Annotated in this window: 22 protein-coding genes; 11 read left to right on the top strand and 11 right to left on the bottom strand. The window is 69.3% G+C overall.

Features of this window, described 5'->3' with window-relative positions; genetic code table 11:
* Positions 1-115 precede the first annotated feature (115 nt).
* Positions 116-1,453 carry an MATE family efflux transporter gene (locus tag G9272_RS22505; protein ID WP_171398247.1) on the bottom strand — a complete coding sequence of 446 codons (1,338 nt, stop codon included), beginning with the start codon at positions 1,451-1,453 and terminating at the stop codon, positions 116-118.
* A gap of 458 nt (positions 1,454-1,911) precedes the next feature.
* Between G9272_RS22505 and dnaB the strand changes: the two genes are divergently transcribed.
* Positions 1,912-3,390 (top strand): replicative DNA helicase, encoded by a 1,479-nt coding sequence (gene dnaB / locus G9272_RS22500; RefSeq protein WP_171398246.1) that lies wholly within the window; start codon positions 1,912-1,914, stop codon positions 3,388-3,390.
* A 287-nt stretch (positions 3,391-3,677) separates the two neighbouring features.
* Here dnaB and G9272_RS22495 read toward each other — a convergent pair whose 3' ends face one another.
* The gene (locus G9272_RS22495) at positions 3,678-4,649 is read right to left on the bottom strand and encodes a Clp protease N-terminal domain-containing protein (protein WP_171398245.1); all 972 of its coding nucleotides are present in this window, start codon (positions 4,647-4,649) and stop codon (positions 3,678-3,680) included.
* 68 nt (positions 4,650-4,717) lie between these two features.
* Here G9272_RS22495 and G9272_RS22490 point away from each other — a divergent pair, with 68 nt between their 5' ends.
* On the top strand, positions 4,718-5,077 hold the full coding sequence (locus G9272_RS22490) for an excisionase (protein WP_171398244.1): 360 nt from the start codon (positions 4,718-4,720) through the stop codon (positions 5,075-5,077).
* 196 nt (positions 5,078-5,273) lie between these two features.
* On the top strand, positions 5,274-6,659 hold the full coding sequence (locus tag G9272_RS22485) for a serine hydrolase domain-containing protein (RefSeq protein WP_171398243.1): 1,386 nt from the start codon (positions 5,274-5,276) through the stop codon (positions 6,657-6,659).
* Between the two features lie 66 nt (positions 6,660-6,725).
* Here G9272_RS22485 and G9272_RS22480 read toward each other — a convergent pair whose 3' ends face one another.
* Complete coding sequence (locus G9272_RS22480) at positions 6,726-7,178, bottom strand: GNAT family N-acetyltransferase (protein ID WP_171398242.1); 453 nt, start codon at positions 7,176-7,178, stop codon at positions 6,726-6,728.
* Positions 7,179-7,187: 9 nt separating this feature from the next.
* Positions 7,188-7,661, bottom strand: a complete 474-nt coding sequence (locus G9272_RS22475) for a MarR family winged helix-turn-helix transcriptional regulator (RefSeq protein ID WP_171398241.1) — start codon at positions 7,659-7,661, stop codon at positions 7,188-7,190.
* 143 nt (positions 7,662-7,804) lie between these two features.
* Between G9272_RS22475 and G9272_RS22470 the strand changes: the two genes are divergently transcribed.
* Positions 7,805-9,022 carry an MFS transporter gene (locus G9272_RS22470; RefSeq protein ID WP_171398240.1) on the top strand — a complete coding sequence of 406 codons (1,218 nt, stop codon included), beginning with the start codon at positions 7,805-7,807 and terminating at the stop codon, positions 9,020-9,022.
* Between the two features lie 169 nt (positions 9,023-9,191).
* Positions 9,192-9,611 (top strand): GlcG/HbpS family heme-binding protein, encoded by a 420-nt coding sequence (locus G9272_RS22465; protein WP_171398239.1) that lies wholly within the window; start codon positions 9,192-9,194, stop codon positions 9,609-9,611.
* Between the two features lie 70 nt (positions 9,612-9,681).
* On the opposite strand, the gene G9272_RS22460 is transcribed toward G9272_RS22465, so the two are convergent.
* The gene (locus tag G9272_RS22460) at positions 9,682-10,548 is read right to left on the bottom strand and encodes a GNAT family N-acetyltransferase (protein ID WP_171398238.1); all 867 of its coding nucleotides are present in this window, start codon (positions 10,546-10,548) and stop codon (positions 9,682-9,684) included.
* 213 nt (positions 10,549-10,761) lie between these two features.
* Here G9272_RS22460 and G9272_RS22455 point away from each other — a divergent pair, with 213 nt between their 5' ends.
* Positions 10,762-11,394, top strand: coding sequence for an HAD family hydrolase (locus G9272_RS22455; protein ID WP_171398237.1), 633 nt, complete (start codon positions 10,762-10,764; stop codon positions 11,392-11,394).
* A gap of 427 nt (positions 11,395-11,821) precedes the next feature.
* Entirely contained in the window at positions 11,822-13,531 is a 1,710-nt protein-coding gene (locus tag G9272_RS22450; protein ID WP_171398236.1) for a globin domain-containing protein, read from the top strand.
* Between the two features lie 40 nt (positions 13,532-13,571).
* On the opposite strand, the gene G9272_RS22445 is transcribed toward G9272_RS22450, so the two are convergent.
* The 5 genes from G9272_RS22445 to G9272_RS22425 form a co-directional block, all read right to left on the bottom strand.
* A complete protein-coding gene (locus G9272_RS22445; RefSeq protein ID WP_171398235.1) occupies positions 13,572-14,054 on the bottom strand; it encodes an NUDIX domain-containing protein in 483 nt (160 codons plus the stop codon).
* Positions 14,055-14,142: 88 nt separating this feature from the next.
* Positions 14,143-15,048, bottom strand: a complete 906-nt coding sequence (locus G9272_RS22440; protein ID WP_171398234.1) for a LysR family transcriptional regulator — start codon at positions 15,046-15,048, stop codon at positions 14,143-14,145.
* 229 nt (positions 15,049-15,277) lie between these two features.
* Positions 15,278-16,435 (bottom strand): cystathionine gamma-lyase, encoded by a 1,158-nt coding sequence (locus tag G9272_RS22435; protein WP_171398233.1) that lies wholly within the window; start codon positions 16,433-16,435, stop codon positions 15,278-15,280.
* A complete protein-coding gene (locus tag G9272_RS22430) occupies positions 16,432-16,923 on the bottom strand; it encodes a low molecular weight protein-tyrosine-phosphatase (protein WP_171398232.1) in 492 nt (163 codons plus the stop codon). The genes G9272_RS22435 and G9272_RS22430 overlap by 4 nt, the downstream gene beginning before the upstream one ends.
* Positions 16,924-16,930: 7 nt before the next feature.
* Complete coding sequence (locus G9272_RS22425) at positions 16,931-17,308, bottom strand: phage holin family protein (protein ID WP_171398231.1); 378 nt, start codon at positions 17,306-17,308, stop codon at positions 16,931-16,933.
* Positions 17,309-17,366: 58 nt separating this feature from the next.
* Here G9272_RS22425 and G9272_RS22420 point away from each other — a divergent pair, with 58 nt between their 5' ends.
* The 4 genes from G9272_RS22420 (at position 17,367) to G9272_RS22405 (ending at position 19,713) form a co-directional block, all read left to right on the top strand.
* Positions 17,367-17,684 carry a cupin domain-containing protein gene (locus tag G9272_RS22420; protein ID WP_057606340.1) on the top strand — a complete coding sequence of 106 codons (318 nt, stop codon included), beginning with the start codon at positions 17,367-17,369 and terminating at the stop codon, positions 17,682-17,684.
* A 209-nt stretch (positions 17,685-17,893) separates the two neighbouring features.
* Positions 17,894-18,106 (top strand): DUF5326 family protein, encoded by a 213-nt coding sequence (locus tag G9272_RS22415; RefSeq protein ID WP_020130691.1) that lies wholly within the window; start codon positions 17,894-17,896, stop codon positions 18,104-18,106.
* A 198-nt stretch (positions 18,107-18,304) separates the two neighbouring features.
* Positions 18,305-19,168, top strand: a complete 864-nt coding sequence (locus G9272_RS22410; protein ID WP_171398230.1) for an IclR family transcriptional regulator — start codon at positions 18,305-18,307, stop codon at positions 19,166-19,168.
* A gap of 98 nt (positions 19,169-19,266) precedes the next feature.
* Positions 19,267-19,713, top strand: coding sequence for an SsgA family sporulation/cell division regulator (locus tag G9272_RS22405; protein ID WP_020130693.1), 447 nt, complete (start codon positions 19,267-19,269; stop codon positions 19,711-19,713).
* Positions 19,714-19,869: 156 nt separating this feature from the next.
* On the opposite strand, the gene G9272_RS22400 is transcribed toward G9272_RS22405, so the two are convergent.
* Positions 19,870-21,165 (bottom strand): YibE/F family protein, encoded by a 1,296-nt coding sequence (locus tag G9272_RS22400; RefSeq protein ID WP_437184377.1) that lies wholly within the window; start codon positions 21,163-21,165, stop codon positions 19,870-19,872.
* Positions 21,166-21,430 lie beyond the last annotated feature (265 nt).

The raw sequence follows: 21,430 nt of genomic DNA, 5'->3' as shown, positions 1-21,430 counted from the left end.
TGAGAAGGGGCCGCACCCCGCGGGGTGCGGCCCCTTCCGCTTGCTTGTTTCACGTGAAACGCCGGTCCTTCTACGACCGGCCGTTTCACACGACCGCCGGTTTCACGTGAAACAGTCAGCGGGTGGCGCCGGTGATGATCCAGCGGCCGGAGCGGGCTCGCAGCCAGAGTGTCAGCATCCGGACCGCCATCATCAGCGCCATCGCTGCCCACACTGCGGTGAGACCGCCGCCGAGAACCGGCACCAGCAGGGCCACCGGAGTGAAGACCGCCAGGGTGAGCACCATCGCCCAGGCGAGATAGCGGCCGTCTCCTGCACCCATCAGTACACCGTCGAGTACGAAGACGATGCCGCAGATGGGCTGGGAGAGCGCCACCACGAGAAGAGCGGGCAGCGCGGCCTCCTTCACCGCAGGGTCGCTGGTGAAGAGCGGCAGGAACAGCGGCCGGGCGATCACGACCAGCAGGCCGAGTGCGACACCCACGGCGATGCCCCACTGGACCATGCGGCGGCAGACGTCCCGGGCGCCCTGGGCGTCGTCGGCACCGAGATACCGTCCGATGATGGCCTGCCCGGCTATGGCGATGGCGTCGAGGGCGAAGGCCAGCAGGCTCCACAAGCCCAGAGCGATCTGGTGCGCTGCGATGTCGTCGTCCCCGAGGCGGGCGGCCACGGCGGTGGCGATCAGCAGAATGGCCCGCAGCGAGAGAGTGCGGACCAGCAGGGGAACCCCGGCCTGGGCGGAGGCCCGGATGCCGGCGACGTCGGGGCGCAGAGACGCGCCATGGCGTCGGGCTCCGCGGACCACCACGGCGAGGTAGACCACGGCCATGCCCCACTGGGCGATCACGGTGCCCCAGGCAGAGCCGGCGATCCCGAGGCCTGCGCCGTAGACGAGCCCGACGTTCAGCGCGGCGTTGGCGACGAAGCCTGCGACGGCGACGTAGAGCGGTGTCCTGGTGTCCTGGAGTCCGCGCAGGACACCGGTCGCGGCCAGTACGACGAGCATGGCCGGGATACCGAGTGCCGAGATGCGCAGATAGGTGGTCGCGTAGGGAGCGGCGGTGTCCGAGGCGCCGAAGAGTTCCACGAGTGCCGGGGCGGTGGGCAGGGCGGCCGCGATCACGGCGGCGCCGAGCAGCAGCGCCAACCAGATGCCGTCCATGCCCTGGCGGATGGCTGCCGGCAGGTCACCGGCGCCCACGCGGCGCGCTACGGCGGCGGTGGTGGCGTAGGCGAGGAAGACGAAGACGCTGACGGCTGTCGTGAGAAGCGCGGAGGCGATGCCGAGTCCGGCCAGTTGGGCGGTGCCCAGATGGCCGACGATCGCACTGTCGGCCATGACGAAGAGTGGCTCGGCGACAAGTGCGCCGAAGGCCGGGACGGCCAGTGCGACGATCTCTCGATCGTGCTGCCGTCGGTCGGCCTCGGGGGGCGCGGGAGCCTGTGTCATGACCACCAATCTAATCGTCCACAGGTAAGAGATCTAGTCGGCATGTGACCCTTACCTCTCCTTGTGCCATGTATCCTCTCGCGCGCCGTTCGAAGAGATCTTGGCCCGACCGGGCAACTTTTTCTTCTGCACAGCCGGTGGATGGGAAAAGTGCAGGTCAGAGAGTCTTCGCAAGAAAAGACGAGGGCTTGTTCACAGGGCTGTCCACCGGGTCGTGCACAGGTTTTGCGGAGTTCTCCACAGCATCGGGGCCGTCGTCCACATGGCCTGTGGATAACCAGATTGGCTGACGGTGCCGACGGGCCTACCGTGGACCGGCGCCCGCTCCGTCCGTCGGCCGAGGAAACCCTCATAAAACCGACGCGGCACAACCGGAGTTGGCGCTCTCGATTGTCAGTGCCGTGCCGTAGAAAGAAGGCATGGCGAGGTCCGCTCGGCGGACGGGAGGAGGTTGCTCGGTGAGCATTTCCGAGCCCTTGGACGACCCGTGGGCCGACAGTGGGCCCAGTGATCGTCTGCCTCCCGCCCGGCGGCGCGGCGAAGGGGGGCGCGGTCGTGACGAACAGCACGATCGCGGCCGGGACAGCGGCGAGTGGGAAGGCGGTGGCACCGCCTTCGAGCGGGTACCGCCGCAGGACCTCGACGCCGAGCAGTCCGTCCTCGGCGGCATGCTGCTGTCCAAGGACGCCATCGCCGACGTGGTCGAGGTTCTCAAGGGCCACGACTTCTACAAGCCCGCGCACGAGACGATCTACCAGGCGATCCTGGACATCTATGCCAAGGGCGAGCCGGCCGACCCCATCACTATCGCCGCCGAGCTCACCAAGCGCGGGGAGATCAACAAGGTCGGCGGCGCGTCCTATCTGCACACCCTCGTCCAGACGGTGCCGACAGCCGCCAACGCCGAGTACTACGCGGAGATCGTCCACGAACGCGCCGTGCTGCGCCGCCTGGTCGAGGCCGGCACCCGCATCACGCAGATGGGATACGCGGGCGACGACGACGTCGACGAGATCGTCAACCGCGCCCAGGCCGAGATCTACGCGGTCACCGAGCAGCGCACCAGCGAGGACTACCTCCCGCTCGGCGACATCATGGAGGGCGCCCTCGACGAGATCGAGGCGATCGGCTCGCGCAGCGGCGAGATGACGGGTGTGCCCACCGGGTTCACCGACCTCGACTCGCTCACCAACGGTCTGCACCCGGGCCAGATGATCGTCATCGCGGCGCGTCCCGCCATGGGCAAGTCGACGCTCGCGCTGGACTTCGCGCGCGCGGCGTCGATCAAACACAACCTGCCCAGCGTCATCTTCTCCCTCGAAATGGGGCGCAACGAGATCGCGATGCGCCTGCTGTCCGCCGAGGCCCGCGTCGCCCTGCACCACATGCGTTCCGGCACCATGACGGACGAGGACTGGACCCGTCTGGCGCGCCGGATGCCCGAGGTCTCCTCCGCACCGCTGTACATCGACGACTCCCCGAACCTGTCGATGATGGAGATCCGGGCCAAGTGCCGCCGACTGAAGCAGCGCAACGACATCAAGCTCGTGATCATCGACTATCTCCAGCTGATGCAGGCCGGTGGTTCCAAGCGCTCGGAAAGCCGTCAGCAGGAGGTCTCGGACATGTCCCGTAACCTCAAGCTGCTGGCGAAGGAGCTGGAGGTCCCGGTGATCGCGCTCTCGCAGCTCAACCGTGGTCCCGAACAGCGCACGGACAAGAAGCCGATGGTGTCCGACCTGCGTGAGTCCGGCTCCATCGAGCAGGACGCCGACATGGTGATCCTGCTGCACCGTGAGGACGCCTACGAGAAGGAGTCTCCGCGCGCGGGCGAGGCGGACATCATCGTGGGCAAGCACCGAAACGGCCCGACGGCCACCATCACCGTCGCCTTCCAGGGCCACTACTCGCGCTTCGTGGACATGGCGCAGACCTGATCCGGTGGTGTTGCAGGGCCTCAGATCTCAAGGAACGACGTCCCACTCCGCCCCGCATCGCGCCGGCTGGGCGGCCGGTGGCCTGGTCGTATCCGGTTACCTTCAGCCCGGTTGGAAGAACCGAGCATTTTCCGGCCGGAGTCCGGCGACGCCAGGATTTCCTGGACGTGCGCGGACTGCCGGCCGGCGGCGCTGGTCGGGCGTCGGTGAGCAGCGCTCGGACCTGGGAGTTTGCGCCGTCGGCGCCGACCGGCAGGTGTCAGGTTCCGGCTCGCTGATCAGCCGGTTCACCGGCGGAGCCGGGGCGCGAGCACCGTGCGCACGACCTTGGCCACGTTGCTCGCGGCGGATCCGCCCTCTTCTTCGGGTTCCGGTTCCAGCACGCGCTGGATCTGAAGAAGCAGTTGGTTGGTCGACCGCCAGAGCGGGACGAACATACCGGCCACCGGCCCGACGCCCTGGACCGGGCCCTGGGACAGCTCGGTGACCTTCCTGGCGATCGTGACCGTTGTCGGGTCCCGCAGGATCAGGTGCACCTCATCGTCGACCAGCCGGATTTCCATCTTGCGCGCGGCGGCCTCCTCCGGGTTCGCGTCCGTGGTCGTCTCCGGATCCATTTCGTCGATCTTGGCGGCGACCGCGTCCGGGTCGACCCCGAGTTCGCGCAGCACCCTGGCCGCCATGCTGTTCTCCGCCCGCAGCATCGCCTCCAGCAGGTGGTGGCTGCCGACCGGTGCGCCACCGGCCAGCGCGCTGGCGGCGGACACGGTGTCCTCGGTGGCAGATGTGCCGACCGGCCATGGGCCGGCCGCGACGTCCTGCGATCCCTCCACTGATGCCAGCACCGCGGCACGGATCTTGCTGATCGGATTGATCCGCTCGGCAAGCACCTTCGCACCGACGCCCTCACGTTCCCTGACCAGGGCGAGCAGGATGTGTTCCGTACCGATGTGGTTGTGGTGCAGCTGCTGCGCCTCGCGCAGGGCGAGGTCCAGCGTCTTCTTCGCGCTCGGCGCGAACGGGATGTGGCCGCTCAGCTCCTGCGTACCGGGCTTGACCACCGCGGCGATGTCGACCTGCGCCGTCGCCTTGTCGTACCCGAGCCGGTGCAGGACTTTCGCCGCCATGCTGTCCGGCGCGTCGAGCAGCGCCAACAGGATGTGCTCCGTGCCGATGTGGTTGTGCTTGAGCAGCCTCGCCTCCTCCTGAGCCGTGACGACCACCTTGCGGGCTTCCACCGTGAACCGTTCAAATGGCATGGATCCATGGTCCCAACCCTGTCAATACACTCTTATTGATAGGGTCACCATGCTGAAGGGAGGGTGTGATGGAGACACCGTCGGACTGGGAGGACCGGCTCGCGCGCTGGCAGAACGAGCTGGAGCTGTTCGAGCAACTGGACGAGACACCCTGGGTCACGCTGGCCAAGGCGGAAGCCGAGACCGGCGTTTCCCGCTCGGCCCTGCGGTCCTGGTACCGCAACGGCGAGATCCAGTCCCGGCTGGTGGACGGCCCGAACGGCCCGCAGCGCTTGGTCCAGCTGGAAGCGGTGATCGAGCGCGCCGCCGCGTCACCGCGCATTCAACGCAGGGCGGAACGAGAAGTCAGCCTGGAAGCCCAGGTCACCCTGCTACGGCACCGGGTCGACCAGCTCGAGCTGCGGCTGGCCGCGCTGGAACGGAAGTGACCGGCGCGAGCAGCACCATGCCATCGGCCCGGAACGGTGCCACCGTCAACTGAGCCCGATCTTGGACGAAATGGGACTGAGGCAACTCAGAACCCGCAGGTCATAGAAGATCAACATGTCGTGCGTGCCGGGGACCCACAGGTGCCCCGGGCGGAATGAACTCGACGTCGGCCGCGCGAGCGGATGGACTGGGCCCATGACAACACCTCAGGAAGAGCTACTTCCCGGCACCCGGCGGGCGCTGCTGCACCGGATCGCCGTGGCCCAGACCGAGGGTCGGGCCCCCTCGCTGGTCGCCGCGGTCGTACGGGACGGGCGGGCCGTGTGGCACGGGGCGCGGACCTCGGTCGACGGGCATGCGCCGGACGAGAACGTGCAGTACCGGATCGGCTCGATCACCAAGACCTTCACCGCCGTGCTCGTGCTGCGACTGCGCGACGAGGGAGTGCTCGACCTCGAGGACCCGCTGGAGAAGCACCTGCCCGGAACCGGCGCGGGGGAGGCCACGGTGGCCGAACTGCTCGCCCACGCCGGTGGGTTGGCGGCCGAGTCGCCGGGCCCCTGGTGGGAGCGGACCCCGGGCTCGCTGCGGCCCGAGCTCGCCGACGTCCTCGGCGACCGGGCCGCCCCGTTTCCGGCCGGCCGGCGTCACCACTACTCGAACCCCGGCTACTCGCTCCTGGGTGCTCTCGTGGAAGAGCTCCGTGGGGCGCCCTGGGAAGAGGTGCTGCGACGGGAAGTACTCGAACCTCTGGGGCTCGACCGTACGAGTGTCCGATCGCTGGCCCCGGCCGCGGGCGGCTGGGCGGTCCATCCCTGGGCCGACGTGATGCTGCCCGAGCCCACCGAGGACTTCGGGCGGATGGCCCCGGCGGGCCAGCTCTGGTCCACGGCCGGCGACCTCGCGCGATTCGCCGCCTTCCTGGCCCGGGGCGACGGCCGCGTCCTGAGCGCGGAGACCCTGCGCGAGATGTGGACGCCCGCGGCACCGGCCGGGCTGCCTGATGTGGCGGACGGAGCCGGCTATGGACTCGGGCTACAGATCCAGCACCGGGACGGCCGGTTGCTCGTGGGCCACTCCGGCTCGGTGCCGGGCTTCCTGGCCACCCTCACCATCGGCGTGGTGGACGACGTGGCCGCGGTGGTGCTCGCCAACTGCACGTCCGGCCTGCTGACGTCCCAGGTGGCAGCCGATCTCGTACGGATCGTCGCCGAGGCCGAGCCGCGGATTCCCGAGCCGTGGCGTCCGCTGCGGGAGGTGGACCCCGCTGTCCTGGAGCTGGCGGGCCAGTGGCACTGGGGGACCAGCCCCTTCGCCCTGCGGGTGACGGCCGACGGGCTGGTCTCTCTGGGGCCGTTGTCCGGCGGTGGCCGGCGCTCCCGGTTCAGGCCGAACGGGGACGGCACCTGGACGGGCCTGGAGGGTTACTACGCCGGAGAGCTCCTGCGGGCCGTACGGCGGCCGGACGGGAGCGTGGACCACCTGGACCTCGGGTCGTTCGTGTTCACGCGTCAGCCGTACGACGAGCAGGCCGCTGTGCCCGGTGGTATCGACCCGGAGGGCTGGCGTGGCATCGGATAGCTGCTCACGAGAGGGAAGTGCCCTGTTTCACGTGAAACAGGGCGCTTCTGTTCGGGCTCGGAGTCTTCAGAGCTGGAGCTTGAAACCCACGTGTGAGGCGGCGAACCCCAGGCGCTCGTAGAAGCGGTGGGCGTCGGTGCGCGTGCTGTCGGAGGTGAGCTGCACCAACTGGCAGTTCTCGCGCCGGGATTCCTCGATCGCCCACTCGATGAACCGCGTGCCCAGGCCGCTGCCGCGCTCGTCGGCGTGCACCCGCACGCCTTCGATGATCGACCTGGTCGAGCCGCGCCGGGACAGGCCCGGGATGATCGTCAGCTGGAGCGTCCCGACGACGTGCCCCTCGCGGACGGCGACGACCAGACGCTGGTTCGGGTCGGCGGTGAGCCGTTCCAGCGCGGTCAGATAGGGGCTGAGATCGTCCGGCGACTCGCGCTCTGCGCCCAGGGGGTCGTCCGCGAGCATGCCGACGATCGCGGGGATGTCCTCGGCGACGGCAGCCCGTATTTCAAGATCTCCCATGCCCGCACCCTATGTGCCCACGGTGGCGACGGGTGTGTTCAGTGACTCCACGACCCGTACCAGCGGGGCCAGTTCCGCGTTCCTGGCGGCTTCGTCGAGTGCCTCGCGCAGGGCGGCGTCGTTGGTCGGACGCGCTTCGGCGAGCAGCTTCAGACCGGCTGCGGTGACGTTGGTGTAGATGCCGCGGCGGTCGGTGGGGCACAGATAGCGCTCGAGCAGCCCGCGGTCCTCGAGCCGGGTCACCAGCCGGGTGGTCGCGCTCTGGCTGAGCACGACCGCGTCGGCCACCTGCTTCATCTGTAGATGTCCCCCGTCGCCGTCGTGCTGCCGGCTGAGCACGTCGAGCAGGGAGTACTCGCGCACGCTGAGGTCGTGCCGGGTCTGTAGCGCGCGCTCGATGTGGGCCTCGATCCTCCCGTGCAGCAGGGAGAGGGCGCACCAGCCCTGGGCGAGAGCGGTGAGCGCGGGGTCCGTCGCAGTCATGCGGATTCTCCTCCGTCCCGGAGCGGCTGAGACCAGGATAGAGCAATCCCGCAATATACGGCGGTTGCACATTGCCCGCGTCTGCAACTATTGTCGAAGCACGTAAAGCGCATCTGCAATCATCTCGGAAGGTGTTACCTCCTATGCCTCTCGCGCTTCTGGCCCTCGCGATCGGGGCCTTCGGAATCGGCACGACCGAGTTCGTGATCATGGGTCTGCTGCCCGAGGTCGCGGGCGACTTCGGGGTCTCCATCCCCACGGCCGGCTTCCTCGTGACCGGCTACGCGCTCGGTGTCATGTTCGGTGCCCCGCTCATGACGGTCCTCGGCACCAAGGTCTCGCGTAAGCGGATGCTGATGCTGCTGATGGGCCTGTTCATCGTCGGCAACCTGCTGTCCGCCGTCGCCCCCTCGTTCGCCGTGATGCTGATCGGCCGCGTGATCGCCTCACTCGCCCACGGTGCCTTCTTCGGCATCGGCTCGGTCGTCGCCGCGGACCTGGTCGCCCCGGACAAGAAGGCCGGGGCCATCGCGATGATGTTCACCGGCCTCACCGTCGCCAACGTCGTGGGCGTACCGCTGGGCACTCTCGTCGGACAGAGCATCGGCTGGCGCGTCACCTTCGCCATCGTCGCCGTGCTCGGCGTCGTGGGGCTGGCCGGCATCGCCAAGCTCGTGCCCGAGATGCCGCGGGCCGAGGGAGTGCGCCTGCGGCACGAACTGGCCGCCTTCAAGAACGCCCAGGTGCTGCTCGCCATGGCGATGACCGTCCTCGGCTTCGGCGGCGTCTTCGCGGCCATCACCTACATCGCGCCGATGATGACGCACGTGGCCGGCTTCGCCGACGGATCCGTCACCTGGCTGCTGGTCCTCTTCGGGCTCGGCATGGTCGGCGGCAACCTCGTCGGCGGCAAGTACGCCGACCGCGCGCTGATGCCGATGCTGTACGTCTCTCTGGGCGCCCTGGCGGTCGTCCTGGCGCTCTTCACGCTCACGGCCCACAACAAGGTCCTGGCAGCCGTCTCGATCGCCCTGATCGGCGCCCTGGGCTTCGCCACCGTCCCGCCGCTCCAGAAGCGCGTCCTGGACCAGGCCCACGGCGCGCCGACGCTGGCGTCGGCGGTGAACATCGGTGCCTTCAACCTCGGCAACGCGCTGTCCGCCTGGCTCGGCGGCATCGTCATCGCCGCCGGCCTGGGTTACACCGCCCCGAACTGGGTCGGCGCCGCCCTCGCCGCCGGCGCCCTGCTCCTCGCCGTCGTCTCGGCCGCGCTGGAGCGCCGCGACAACGCCTCTGGCGGTGCCGGCGCCGTCGTCGCCGCGGGAACGCCCGTCGAGCGGCAGACGGCCGTCCAGCGGTGAGACCCGCCGGTCACCTCGCCGGGCCAGGGCCGTCCCGGCGAGCCGGCGCCCATTCCTGATCACCGCGGACCTCGACCGCGTTCGACCTCGGCAGCACCGGGACCTCGGTCACGCCGAACCTCGAAAACCTCGACACGCCCCGAAAACATCGCAAGGAGAAGTTCCCCTCATGAGCACCACCACCTTCGCGCCCCTGACCATTCACGACGCCGAAGCCCTCGTCTCGGCCGCCCGCCGTGCCGCCGAGGCAGCCGGGGTCACGGTCAGCGTCACCGTCCTGGACGCCGGTGGCCATCTGCTGGCCTTCCGCCGCGATGACCGGGCCGTACTGATCTCCGGGGAGACGAGCACGCGCAAGGCGTACACGGCGCTTCAGTTGAACGCCCCCACCGCCGACCTCGTCGACGCCGTGCAGCCCGGCGGCCTCTTCCACACCCTGCCCACCGCGCTCGACCGGCCGCTGCTGTTCATCGCGGGTGGGGTGCCGGTGCACCGCGACGGCCGTCTGATCGGCGCGATCGGGGTCGGGGGCGGCGCCCCGGAGCAGGACCACGGCTTCGCCACGGCCGCCGTGGAGACGCTCGCCTGACCTGCCGCGTCCACGAAGAACGCCGGTTTCCGACCATCACGGGAACCGGCGTTCCGTCGTGTCTCCCGGCTCAGCCTGCCGCCACCGTCAGCGGAGCGAACCGGCGGCGCCAGTCGCCCGGCAACTCCGTGATCCCGTGGGTCATCACGGCGTTGAAGGCAACGGACTCCAGGCCCCGTGCCTTCACCCACTCCAGCAGTTCCTCGTGCCGTACGTCGATGTCGGTGCGCAGCGGCCGGTCGGTGCGGGCGGCGAGGGAGGCCAGCAGGGCCTTCGCGGTCTTTGTGGTCCTGGCGACGAGCGGGCCCACGACCTGGGTGTCCATGTTGGGCCATGCGGCCGCGTAACCGATGATCCGGCCGTCGTCCTCGGCTACCCGCACCTGGTCGGCGAAGGCGGGCAGGCGAGTGATCACGTGCGTCCGATCGGTGCCGAAGACCTCCTCGTCGAGCCGAAGGATCGCGATGAGGTCCTCGGCCGTGGCCGCACGGGTGACGACGTCCGACGCCGTTTCATCCGGGGTGAAACGCCCGCGCACCATTTCCGCCCGGCCTGTGGTCTTGAAGCCCAGCTCCTCGTAGAGCGGACGGCCGTTCGGTGTGGCGTGCAGGGTCAGCGGGGTGGTGCCCATCAGGGAGACGACGTGCCGCATCAGCCGCCGCCCGATGCCCTGCCGGGCGTGCCGCTCGGCGACCAGCACCATCCCGATGGCGCCGAGGACGGGGTGGCCGTGCGGGCCGTACTCGGTGACGACGCAGGCACTGACGAGGCCGCCGTCGGGGTCGTCGATGCCGTAACCCTTTCCGGCCGAGAGGAGCAGGCCCCACTTGTGCTCCTCGCGCGGCCACCCCCGGTTCTCGGACAAGTCGGCGCAGGCGGTGAGATCGCGGTGGGTCAGACGACGGATGGGCAGAGCGGTGAGGGAAGGAGTCGGCACGCACGCCAGGCTGTCCGACCCGTACCGTCGGCGTCCACCTGTTTCCCCTGGGACGTACGTGCTTTTGGCCATGCCATGGCCCACCGCCGAAGCTCACGGCCCGCCGTCCAGCGCGACGGCAGCGCGGGAGTGTTTCACGTGAAACAGGGGCGAACGGCAGCTCGGGACAAGCCCTGTCAGAGAGGCATCAGGACTGCCCGTTAGCCTCGGCCCATGGCGAGACTTCACCTTTTCGATCTTGACGGCACGCTGCTGCACGGGACGTCCGCTCCGTTGGAGATCTCACGTCAACTCGGCCTGGAGGCCGAGACAGTGGTGCTGGAGCAGTCGATCTCGGCGGGATTGATCGGGCCGCCGGAGTACGCGACGCAGGTGTACGACCTCTGGACGCAGCTCACTGAGGAGCATGTGACGGCGGCGTTCGAAGGGGCGCCGTGGCTGGCACGCATCCGCGATGTCTGGGCGGAGATAGGACGCAGGGGGGAGTACTGCGCGGTCGTGTCGCTCTCGCCTTCCTTCTTCGTGGAAAGACTCACTGGCTGGGGTGCCCACGCAACTTATGGATCCCGTTTCCCGGCGGTCCCTTTCACCGAGCCCATGGACCCGGCGGGAGCGTTGAGCGCAGCGGCGAAGGTGCTGATCGCCGACCGACTCTGCGCGGAGTTCGGAGTGACGCGGGACGACTGTGTCGCTTACGGCGATTCGCTCTCCGACAAGGATCTGTTCGGGGCCGTGCCGGTCTCCGTGGCGGTCAACGCGGACCGCCATCTGTCGGGCCTCGCGACCCACTCCTACGTGGGGAAGGATCTGTGGGATGCCTATGAATTGGTGTGCCACGACCGCTGATTGAAGAGAACCTGCCGTTCGCGTGCCGAGCGAGTTCCGGGGACGGAAGGGGGGGACTTGTGCGGCGGACGGCGGCCGGTATGGTCGACTCCGGTTCGCTTCCGGAACGAAGTGCGCGCGACGCGGTGCACACATTCCGCGCGAGCCGAGAACGGGGCAATGCAGCCTAACGGGACGGAGAGATCGAAGACCCGCATTTCCGGTGATGTGGCCGAGGCGCCCGGACAGGGTGGGATGCTGCGGTAAGAGTGCCGCCCCATCTCGCACACTCGCCTTACGCGGGGGTGCGGAGGGGAAATACGGGTGGACCGTGGCGGTCCTGGTCGTGGAACCGAACGGAAAAACAAGCCGTCTGCGGGGGAAGCAGGCACCTTCCGATCCAGGAAGTGCGCAGACCGACCGAAAGATGTTCGAGGCGAGGCACACCATGGACGCTCCGACCAGCAGGTCGGCCGACAACGGCACGTCCGGCGGCGGGGACGGATGGTTCACACCGCGCAAGCAGCCGGAGCCGGCTCCGCGGGACGAGCAGGGGGCTTCTGAGGGCCGTCGCCTGGCCGCACTGCGCCCGGTGGGCCGGAACGCGGTCGACTCCCACGGCGCGGCGCCCCAGGGCGGCACCACGGACGCTGAGCGCCGAATACACCAGGACCCGCCGGCCCCCGACGCGATGACCGCCCCCGCGAGCGCACAGCCCCAGTCGCCGCCCTGGCAGGAATCCCCCATCGAGGTCCACCACCCCGCCGAGGCACCACCCTCCGCGCAACCTCGGACACCGGCCCCGCCCGAGGCCCCGGCCCCGCCCACGACACCCGACGCCTCTCAAGGCCGTGCGGAACCTGGGGCGCCTGTCCAGCAGTCGCCGCCCATGCCGCAGCAGCAGTCGCAGCCGCAGGTGCCCGCGGAAGTGCCCGCGTCCCCGCAGCGGGCCGTGCTCGCCGAGCCCCGTTCGGCCGTGCAGCAGGGCACCGCCTCGCCCGTCGACTCCCTGGTGCCCGCTCGCTCGACCCCTGTCACCAACGAGTCTCCGGACGCCGTCCTCATCCGGCGCACGATGGCCGAGGTGGCCCCGGTGGCCGACAAGGTCACGTCGTACTTCTACGCGCTGCTGTTCGTCCGCCACCCCGACCTGCGCTCGCTGTTCCCGCCCGCGATGGACGCCCAACGGGACCGGCTTCTCAAGGCACTGCTCACCGCCGCCGAGCACATGGACGACAAAGCGGTCCTCGTCGAATACCTCCAGAACCTGGGCCGTGGCCACCGCAAGTACGGCACCAGGGCCGAGCACTATCCGGCGGTCGGCGAGTGCCTCATCGGTGCGCTGAGCAAGTACGCGGGTGCCGTGTGGAACGCCGAGACGGAGGCGGCCTGGGTCCGGACCTACACCACGATCTCCCAGGTCATGATCGACGCGGCGGCCGTGGACGAACTGCGCGCCCCGCCCTGGTGGTACGCGGAGGTCGTCACGCACGACCTCAGAACGCCGGATGTGGCGATCCTCACCGTCCGCCCCAACCAGCCCTACCCCTTCCTCGCCGGGCAGTACGCGAGCCTGGAGACGCCATGGTGGCCGCGGATCTGGCGGCACTACTCCTTCGCCTCGGCACCACGCTCCGACGGCCTGCTGGCGTTCCATGTGAAGGCAGTCCCCGCGGGCTGGGTCTCCAGCGCCCTGGTGCACCGCGCCCGGCCCGGTGACGTCATCCGGCTCGGTCCCCCGGCCGGTTCGATGACCGTCGACCACACCAGGAACAGCGGCCTGCTCTGCCTGGGCGGCGGCACCGGCATAGCTCCCATCAAGGCGCTGGTCGAGGATGTCGCCGAGCACGGCACCCGGCGCCCGGTCGAGGTGTTCTACGGCGCGCGCAGCGACCACGACCTGTACGACATCGACACCATGCTCCGGCTCCAGCAGTCCCACCCCTGGCTGGAGGTCCGCCCGGTGGTCGACCGGCACGGTCTGCTTCAGTTGCCCGACGCGATACGCACGTTCGGGCCCTGGGCCGAGTACGACGCCTATGTCGCCGGCCCGCCCGGCATGATCCGCAGCGGGGTGGACGCGCTGCGTGGCGTCGGCATCCCCGCAGAGCGCATACGCCATGACTCGGTCGAGGAACTCGTCGCAGCCGGAAGCTGACCCATGGCCCAGCAGGACGCTACGGGCCGGGCTCAGGTCCTCAGCCGAGGTCGGGCGCGTGCATGGCGCGGACGCCCTCGATGTTGCCGTCGAGGTAGTGCCGCAGCGACAGCGGTACGAGGTGGACGGAGGCGATCCCGACCCGGGTGAACGGCACGCGGACGATCTCGTACTCGCCGGCGGGTTCCTCGATCTCGGGGCCGTGCCGCAGGGACGGGTCCATGGACTCCAGACGGCAGACGAAGAAGTGCTGCACCTTCACGCCGGTCGCACCCCCGTCATCACCGATGTGCTCGACGGTGTCGACGAAGCAGGGCACCACGTCGGTGATCTTGGCGCCGAGTTCCTCGTGCACCTCGCGGTGCAAGGCGTCCACCACGGTCGCGTCATCCGGTTCGACCCCGCCACCGGGCGTGACCCAGTAGGGATCCACACCGGGCTTGGTGCGCTTGATCAGGATCAGGTTGTCGCCGTCCAGCAGAACGGCTCGTGCGGTGCGCTTGACCACGGGTCGGACGGTCATGGGAGAAATGTGGCCCGGCTGGTTCCACGTGAAACATCGTGAGAGGTCACCGGGCGAGTTCATTCCTTGCCACGGTGCGGAAACCGGGTCAGTACCACGCGGTGGCCGAGCCCAGCAGCCACTCGTGGGCACGTGCGATATGCGGCGTCGCCAGGGTTCCTGTGCGCGCCACGAGAACGTAGGTCCGTAGCGGCGGCACCGCCGGTTCGTGCAGCGCGACGATGTCACCGCGCTCCAGAGCGGCCGCGCACAGATAGCGGGGCAGGACCGCCAGACCGGCGCCGGCGACAGCACACGCGAGGACCGCGCGCAGGTCGGGCACGATGACGGTGCCCGAGGCGGCGGGGCGCGAGTCGAAGACGGAGGCCCAGTAGCGGGAGACGAGGGGCAGCGACTCGTGGACCTCGACGACCGGGAGGTTCTCCAGGGCGGACGCGCCCTTGCGGCACAGCTTCCCGGCATCGATCCGCTCGTCCCACTGCGGGGCGGCGACCAGGACGTGCTCCTCGTCGCACAGCGGAGTGGCCGTGAGCAGCGCCCCGCGCGGTCGTGCCGTACTGATGGCCAGGTCGTGGTGGCCGGCAGCCAGGCCCTCCAGGACCTCCTCGGCGTTTCCGAAGGAGGCACGCAGGGCGAACCCCTGGCCGTCGTCACCTGACAGCTCGGTGAGCGCGGGAAGGGCCCGCTCGGCGGTGAATTCGGGGGGACCGGCGAGGTGCAGCGTCCGCCCGGCGGATTCGTCGCCCGGGCCGGTCCCGGCGATCTCCACCAGGGCGTCGAGATGGGGAGCGGCCTTGTGGGCGAGCTCGTCGCCGATGCTCGTCGGCGTCACGCCACGGGCCTGCCGCAGGAACAGGGGGCGGCCGAGCTGCCGCTCCAGCGTGCGGATCTGGGAGGTCACGGCCGGCTGGGACAGTCCCAGCAGAGCGGCGGCGCGAGTGAAGGAGCCGGCCCGGTGCACGGTCACGAAGGTGCGCAGCAAGGCCAGATCCACGGAGCGTCCTCCCTTTCCCTGCCTTTCCTCCAGCTCTGAGGCAGGGCCCAACTATAAATAAGTCGATAGGTCTCTGTCGCTACTGTGATTGGACACTGACACAGAGTCAACTAGCCTTGTTCGCGCGGTTCTTCGCGCGCAGAACCGAGGACGGTCCGAGCCACGAGGGGGGAGGCTCGGACCGTCCGTCGTACGTAGCGGGGCCCCCGGAGGGGGGTCGGTAAGGCAGTCACAGCGCCGACTCCGCCAGCGCACGCAGCACATCCGCCACCAGGTCCTCGGGGTCCTCGGCGCCGACGGACAGCCGGATGAAGCCCTCCGGCACCGCGTCCCCGCCCCAGCGCCCGCGCCGCTCCGCGGTGGACCGCACCCCGCCGAAGCTCGTCGCGTCGTCCACGAGCCGCAGGGCGTCGAGGAAACGTTCGGCACGCGTGCGCGTGGACAGCGTGAAGGAGATCACGCACCCGTAGCGACGCATCTGCTGCGAGGCGATCTTGTGGGACGGGTCGTCCGGCAGTCCCGGGTACCGCAGCCCGCTCACCTCGGGCCTCCCCCGCAGTGCCTCGGCCACGGCCATGGCGGTGGTGTTCTGTCGCTCGACGCGCATCTGGAGGGTGGCGATCGACCGGTGCGCGAGCCAGGCCTCCATGGGCCCCGGGATCGCCCCGACGATCTTGCGCCAGCGCCGTACGGCTGTCATCGGCGTACCGGCCCGCCCGGTGACGTAGCCGAGGAGGACGTCGCCGTGGCCCGTGAGCTGCTTGGTGCCGCTGGCCACCGAAAAGTCGGCGCCGAGTTCCAGCGGGCGCTGCCCGAGCGGGGTGGCGAGCGTGTTGTCCACGGCCACCAGAGCGCCACGCGAGTGTGCCGCCTCGACGAGCCGCCGGATGTCGCACACGTCGAGCCCGGGGTTCGAGGGGGACTCGATCCACAGCAGCTTCGCGCCCTCCAGGACGTCCAGCTGAGCGTCGTCGCCGGTCGGCGCGGTGCGTACCTCGATGCCGTACGCCTCCAACTGCGCGCGCACCAGGGGCAGCACCTGGTAGCCGTCGTCGGGCAGTACGACGGTGTCTCCGGCGCGCAGCTGGGAGAACAACACCGACGAGATCGCGGCCATGCCGGAGGCGAAGGCGAGCGTCTCGACGTCGTCCTGGCCCGGCGCCTCGAGCTCGCCGATGGCGTGCTCCAGGTGGGTCCAGGTCGGGTTCTCGTCACGGCCGTAGGTGTACGGGCCCGTGGGCTCGCCCGGCAGGTGGAAGTGCGCCGCGAACACCGGCCCGGGAAGGGTCGGCTCGTACTTCACCGGCTCGGGCAGCCCCGCCCGCACCGCGCGCGTGCCCTCGCCGGGGCCTCTGGAAAGCTCTCCGTCGGTAGCGGATCCGCTCATGCCTGTTGTCCTTCCACGTCGTCTCGTACGGCGGCGAGCAGACCGGTGCTCGCCTCCTCCACCATCTCAAGGCACTCCTCGAAGCCGCTCAGGCCCCCGTAGTAGGGGTCGGGGACGTCGAGGTCGTCGGCTGCCGCGGGATCGTAGGACCGAAGCAGCCGTATCTTCGCCGCGTCCTCCTTCGTGGGTGCGAGGAGGCGCAGGGCCTTGAGATGGCCGGAGTCGAGGGCCAGGACGAGGTCGAGGCGGGCGAACCAGGACGGCTCGAAGCGCCGGGCCGTGTGGTCGAGGGCGTATCCGTGCTCCTCCAGGACGGAGAGGGCACGCGGATCGGCGTTCTCGCCCTCGTGCCAGTCGCCCGTGCCGGCGCTCTCGACCTCGATCAGTCCCTCGAGACCGGCGTCGTCCACGCGCGCGCGGAAGACCGACTCGGCCATCGGCGAGCGGCAGATGTTGCCGGTGCAGACGAAGCAGACGCGGTAGGTCATCGCGGGTTCAGTCGCCGTCGGGCATGACGACGTTGAGGGCCCAGGAGACGACGGAAATGATCAGGCCACCCAGGACCGCGGTCCAGAAGCCCTCCACATGGAAGCTCAGGTCCAGCTTGTCGGCCAACCACGAGGTCAGCAGCAGCATCAGGGCGTTGACCACCAGGGTTATCAGGCCGAGCGTGAGGATGAACAGGGGAAAGGTCAGCACCTTCACGATCGGCTTGACCAGGAAGTTGACCAGGCCGAAAAGCAGTGCGACGACTACAAGGGTGCCGATCTTCTTGCCCGTGCTGTCACCGGTCAGAGTGATCTTGTCGAGCAGCCAGACGGCGACCGCCAGGGCGCCTGCGTTGGCGATCGTCTTGACTACGAAATTCTTCATGTGTCTGATCGTGGCAGAGAGATCGAGAACGAGCACCGGACGAGGGCGGACAAGGTTGATGAAGGCATTCCGGTTGGATGAACTGGAGGCGGAGCGAGCCGCCAACGACGGTGCCTACCTACAGTTTCTGCGCGAACGGAACATGTCGGTCGGACTGTACGCGCTCGACGCCGGCGCGCATGATCCGCAGAACCCGCACCACCAGGACGAGGTGTACTTCGTCGTGAGCGGGCGCGCCTCGATCACTGTCGGCCTGGAGACCACGCAGGTGGCGCGAGGCAGCGTGGTGTACGTCCCGGCCGGGGTCGCCCACAAGTTCCATCACATCAGCGAGGACCTGCGGGTCCTGGTCGTGTTCTCGCCGGCCGAGGGCTGAGCTCCTCCGCCCGGAGCCCGTCCTGAGCGTGTCCGTCTGCCGGTTGACCAGCAATCTCGGGGTTCCCTAGGGGTTCGTTCAGGGGAGGACAAGGGGTGCGAGGCCCCCGTCGGCCCCCTCTTCGGACCTAGCATCGGCGGCAGGACATCGAAACGCTCCGGCCCGACAGGGGTGCCGGACATCGACCGAAGAGGATGAGGACAAGGGCGATGCGAGAGATCTTCGCGGGAATGCCGTGGTGGGTGAAGTGGGTCGCGGTGCCGGTCATCGCCCTGGTCGTGTTCGGTGGCCTCATAGCCAGCGTCGTCGGGTTCGTGATCGGCCTGCTCTTCAAGCTGCTGGTCTTCGTGGCGCTGGTCGGCGGACTGATCTACGTCGTAAGGAAGTTCACTTCGAGCTCCTCGTCGCGCAGCGACTGGTGAGCGGTGCGGGAGGCCGGTGAGCGGTAACAGGAATCGCCTGTTCCCTCGGCCGGGGGAAGTTTCCCTGACAGCCCGTCTGTACGCGGTGGCAGACGGTTAAAGTCCGGACTCGTCGCGGGGAGGAACCCCCGCGAGTGGCGCACACCCCCCTCCCGTGTTCCCCGCACGGATCTCCCCCTCGCGCTTCGGAAGTGACCCATGGTCATGGTTGACACCGCATCGGCAGAACCGTTCGCACCCCCCGCCCGGCCGCGGTCCGCCGCGCCCCCGCTGCAACGCCCACCGAGCACGACCACCCCCGAGCATCCGCACCCCGCGGCCACCCTGATCGGCTCCGTCCAGCGCGCCATGCGGCTGCTGGAATCCGTCGCGGAGCACGAGTACGGGGCTCCGGCCAAACAACTCGCCCGCGAGACCGGACTCGCGCTGCCCACGGCCTACCACCTGCTGCGCACCCTCGTGCACGAGGGCTATCTGCGACGGGACAGAGGGCTGTTCTTCCTCGGTGAGGCGGCTGAGCGGCTCGGCAGGAGCGGCGCCGCGCAGAAACGTCGCAGCACGGTCGCCGACACCCTCGCCCAGTGGCGCGATTCGATCGGTGTCCCCGTGTACTACGCCAGGTACCGCGACGGCGAGATCGAGATCATGTGCGTCTCCGACACCCCGGGCAATCCGGCGGTCGAGGAGTGGGCCGACTTCGGCGAGACCGGACACGCGCACGCCATCGGCCAGTGTCTGCTCTCCCAGCTGGACGAGGACGCCCGCCGCGACCACCTGGACCGCTACCCCGCGCAGTCGATCACCCCGTACACCGTGCGTGACAACCGCACTCTGCTGCGGCGCCTGGAGCGGATGCGGCGTATGGAGCCGGTCGTCGAACGGCAGGAGTACGCGCTGGGCACGGTGTGCGCCGCCGTCCCGATCACCGTGGGCACCACAGCGTCCACGATGGCGATCTCTCTGCCCGCCCATCACGCCGACCGGTTGTTGCCGGCGGCTCGGCAACTTCAGAGCGAGATCGGACGGCTGTTGGGATCGCTGGCGATCTCTATCAGTATCTGAAAACTCACTCCTTGTGATCTGTTGTGTACGTTCAGCAAGATGCGTGCAGTGTCAGAAGGTCCATTCCCGGCCAGTCGGCGGCAAGACGGGGTAAGGCGATGCGCGAGTCCGTACAGGCAGTACAGGCAGAGGTCATGATGAGCTTCCTCGTCTCCGAGGAGCTCTCGTTCCGCATTCCGGTGGAGCTGGGTTACGAGTCGTGCGATCCCTATGCCGTGCGACTCACCTTCCATCTGCCCGGAGATGCCCCGGTGACCTGGGCCTTCGGGCGCGAACTGCTCATCGACGGGGTGGGCAGGCCGTGCGGCGAAGGAGATGTCCGGGTCTCGCCGGTGGATCCCGATGTGCTGGGGGAGGTCCTGATCCGGCTTCAGGTCGGCGGTGACCAGGCGCTGTTCCGCTCCTCGGCGGCCCCGCTCGTGGCGTTCCTCGACCGCACCGACAAGCTGGTTCCGCTGGGCCAGGAGGGTGCCCTCGCCGATTTCGACGCGCATTTGGACGAGGCGTTGGACCGGATCCTGGCGGAGGAGCAGAGCGCCGGCTGACGTGATGGCGAAGCGAGTGGTGGCGAATGCTTCGCCGCGGCTGGTGTTGTGCAGGAACGCTTCTCCACAGGGTGGCGCAGGCGCTGAACGGCCTTGCCGGGAAGAGTGAGGCGTGCGCCCGAGTCGGCCGGTGCTGTCGGCGCTCGGGCGCCCCCCTCAGCGCTTGCGCCGCCTGCCGCGGCCGCCCCGGGCCTGGGCCTGGGCGCTGCCCGCGGCCATCGCCCCCGCCGGAGCCACAGGAGTCGCTTCCGGAGCCGTCACGGGTGCCTTTCCAGGGCCTGGCCGGTCGGCGGAGACCACCAGGGCCGCCAGGGCCGTTGTGACGGGCACGGAGGCGACCAGACCGATCGAGCCCACCAGGGTGCGCACGATCTCCTCGGCGACCAGTTCGCTGTTGGCGACGGCGCCCACGCTGCTCTGCGCGATCGAGAAGAGCAGCAACAGCGGCAGCGCGGCACCGGCGTAGGCGAGGACGAGCGTGTTGACCACGGACGCGATGTGGTCGCGGCCGATGCGGATGCCGGCCCGGTACAGACCGCGCCAGCCCATCGCGGGGTTGGCCTCGTGCAGTTCCCAGACCGCCGAGGTCTGAGTGACCGTCACGTCGTCGAGGACGCCGAGCGAGCCGATGATGATGCCGGCCAGCAGCAGACCGCTCATGTCGATCGACGGGTACAGGCCGTGGATCAGGCCGGTGTTGTCGTCCGTGTTGCCGGTCAGCGCGGCCCAGTCGATGAACAGCGAGCCGAGGATGCCGATCAGCAGCAGTGAGATCAGTGTGCCGAGCACCGCGACGGATGTGCGGGCCGAGAGCCCGTGACAGAGATACAGCGCGATCAGCATGATGGCGCTCGATCCCACCACCGCCACGACCAGCGGGTTCGACCCCTGGAGGATCGCGGGCAGGACGAAGAAGTTCAGCACCATGAAGCTGATGGCCAGCGCGACCAGCGCCATGACGCCCCGCAACCGCCCGACGACCACGACGGCGACCGCGAAGATGATGGCCAGGACCGCCATGGGGATGCGGCGGTTCACATCGGTGACCGAGTACTGGAGGTCTTTCGGCGCGGAGGGCTCGTAGGCGACCACGACCTTCTCGCCCTGCTCCAACTGCCGTGACTGGTCCGGCTGGACGATCTCGGTGAACGTACGGCCCTTGTCGTCGCCGGTGTCCACCCGGATCGTGGCCCGCTTGCAGGTGCCGCTCGCCTGCTGCTGCGCGGAGGAGCCCTCGGCCGTGGAGGTGTCGCCGGTAGGAGTGTCGCCCGAGGCGTTCACCGATGCGCAGCTCACGCTCACGACCTTGGTGACCGTGGCCTGTTGGGTCTGCCGGTCGAAGCCGACTCCGGTGCGTTCGTGGGCCGGGGCTCCGCCGGGCCACAGCACCACGAGCCCCACCAGTACCGCGGCTCCGAACGGGATGAGGATGGCCGCGATGACCTTGCGCAGGTGCTGCGAGACGGGGGCGGCCGGGCCGTGGCTGTGCGAATGCCCGTGCCCACCGTCGGAACCGGAACCGGAGCCGTGCCCGTCGCCCGGGCCATGGCCGTGACCCCCGCCGTGGCCCTCCCCTGGACCGTTTCCGGTGCCGCCGCCATGACCGCCGTCGTGGCTCTGCCCATGACCGTGTTCGTGGTCAAAGCCATACCCGTCACCAGAGCCGGGATGAGAGCCGGCACCAGCGCCAGGACCACGTTCAGGACGATGCCCCGGG

It is taken from the genome of Streptomyces asoensis (assembly GCF_013085465.1).
Lineage (GTDB): Bacteria > Actinomycetota > Actinomycetes > Streptomycetales > Streptomycetaceae > Streptomyces > Streptomyces cacaoi_A.
Note: the sequence above shows the minus strand (reverse complement) of the source record. Positions and strands in the feature narration are given on the sequence as shown.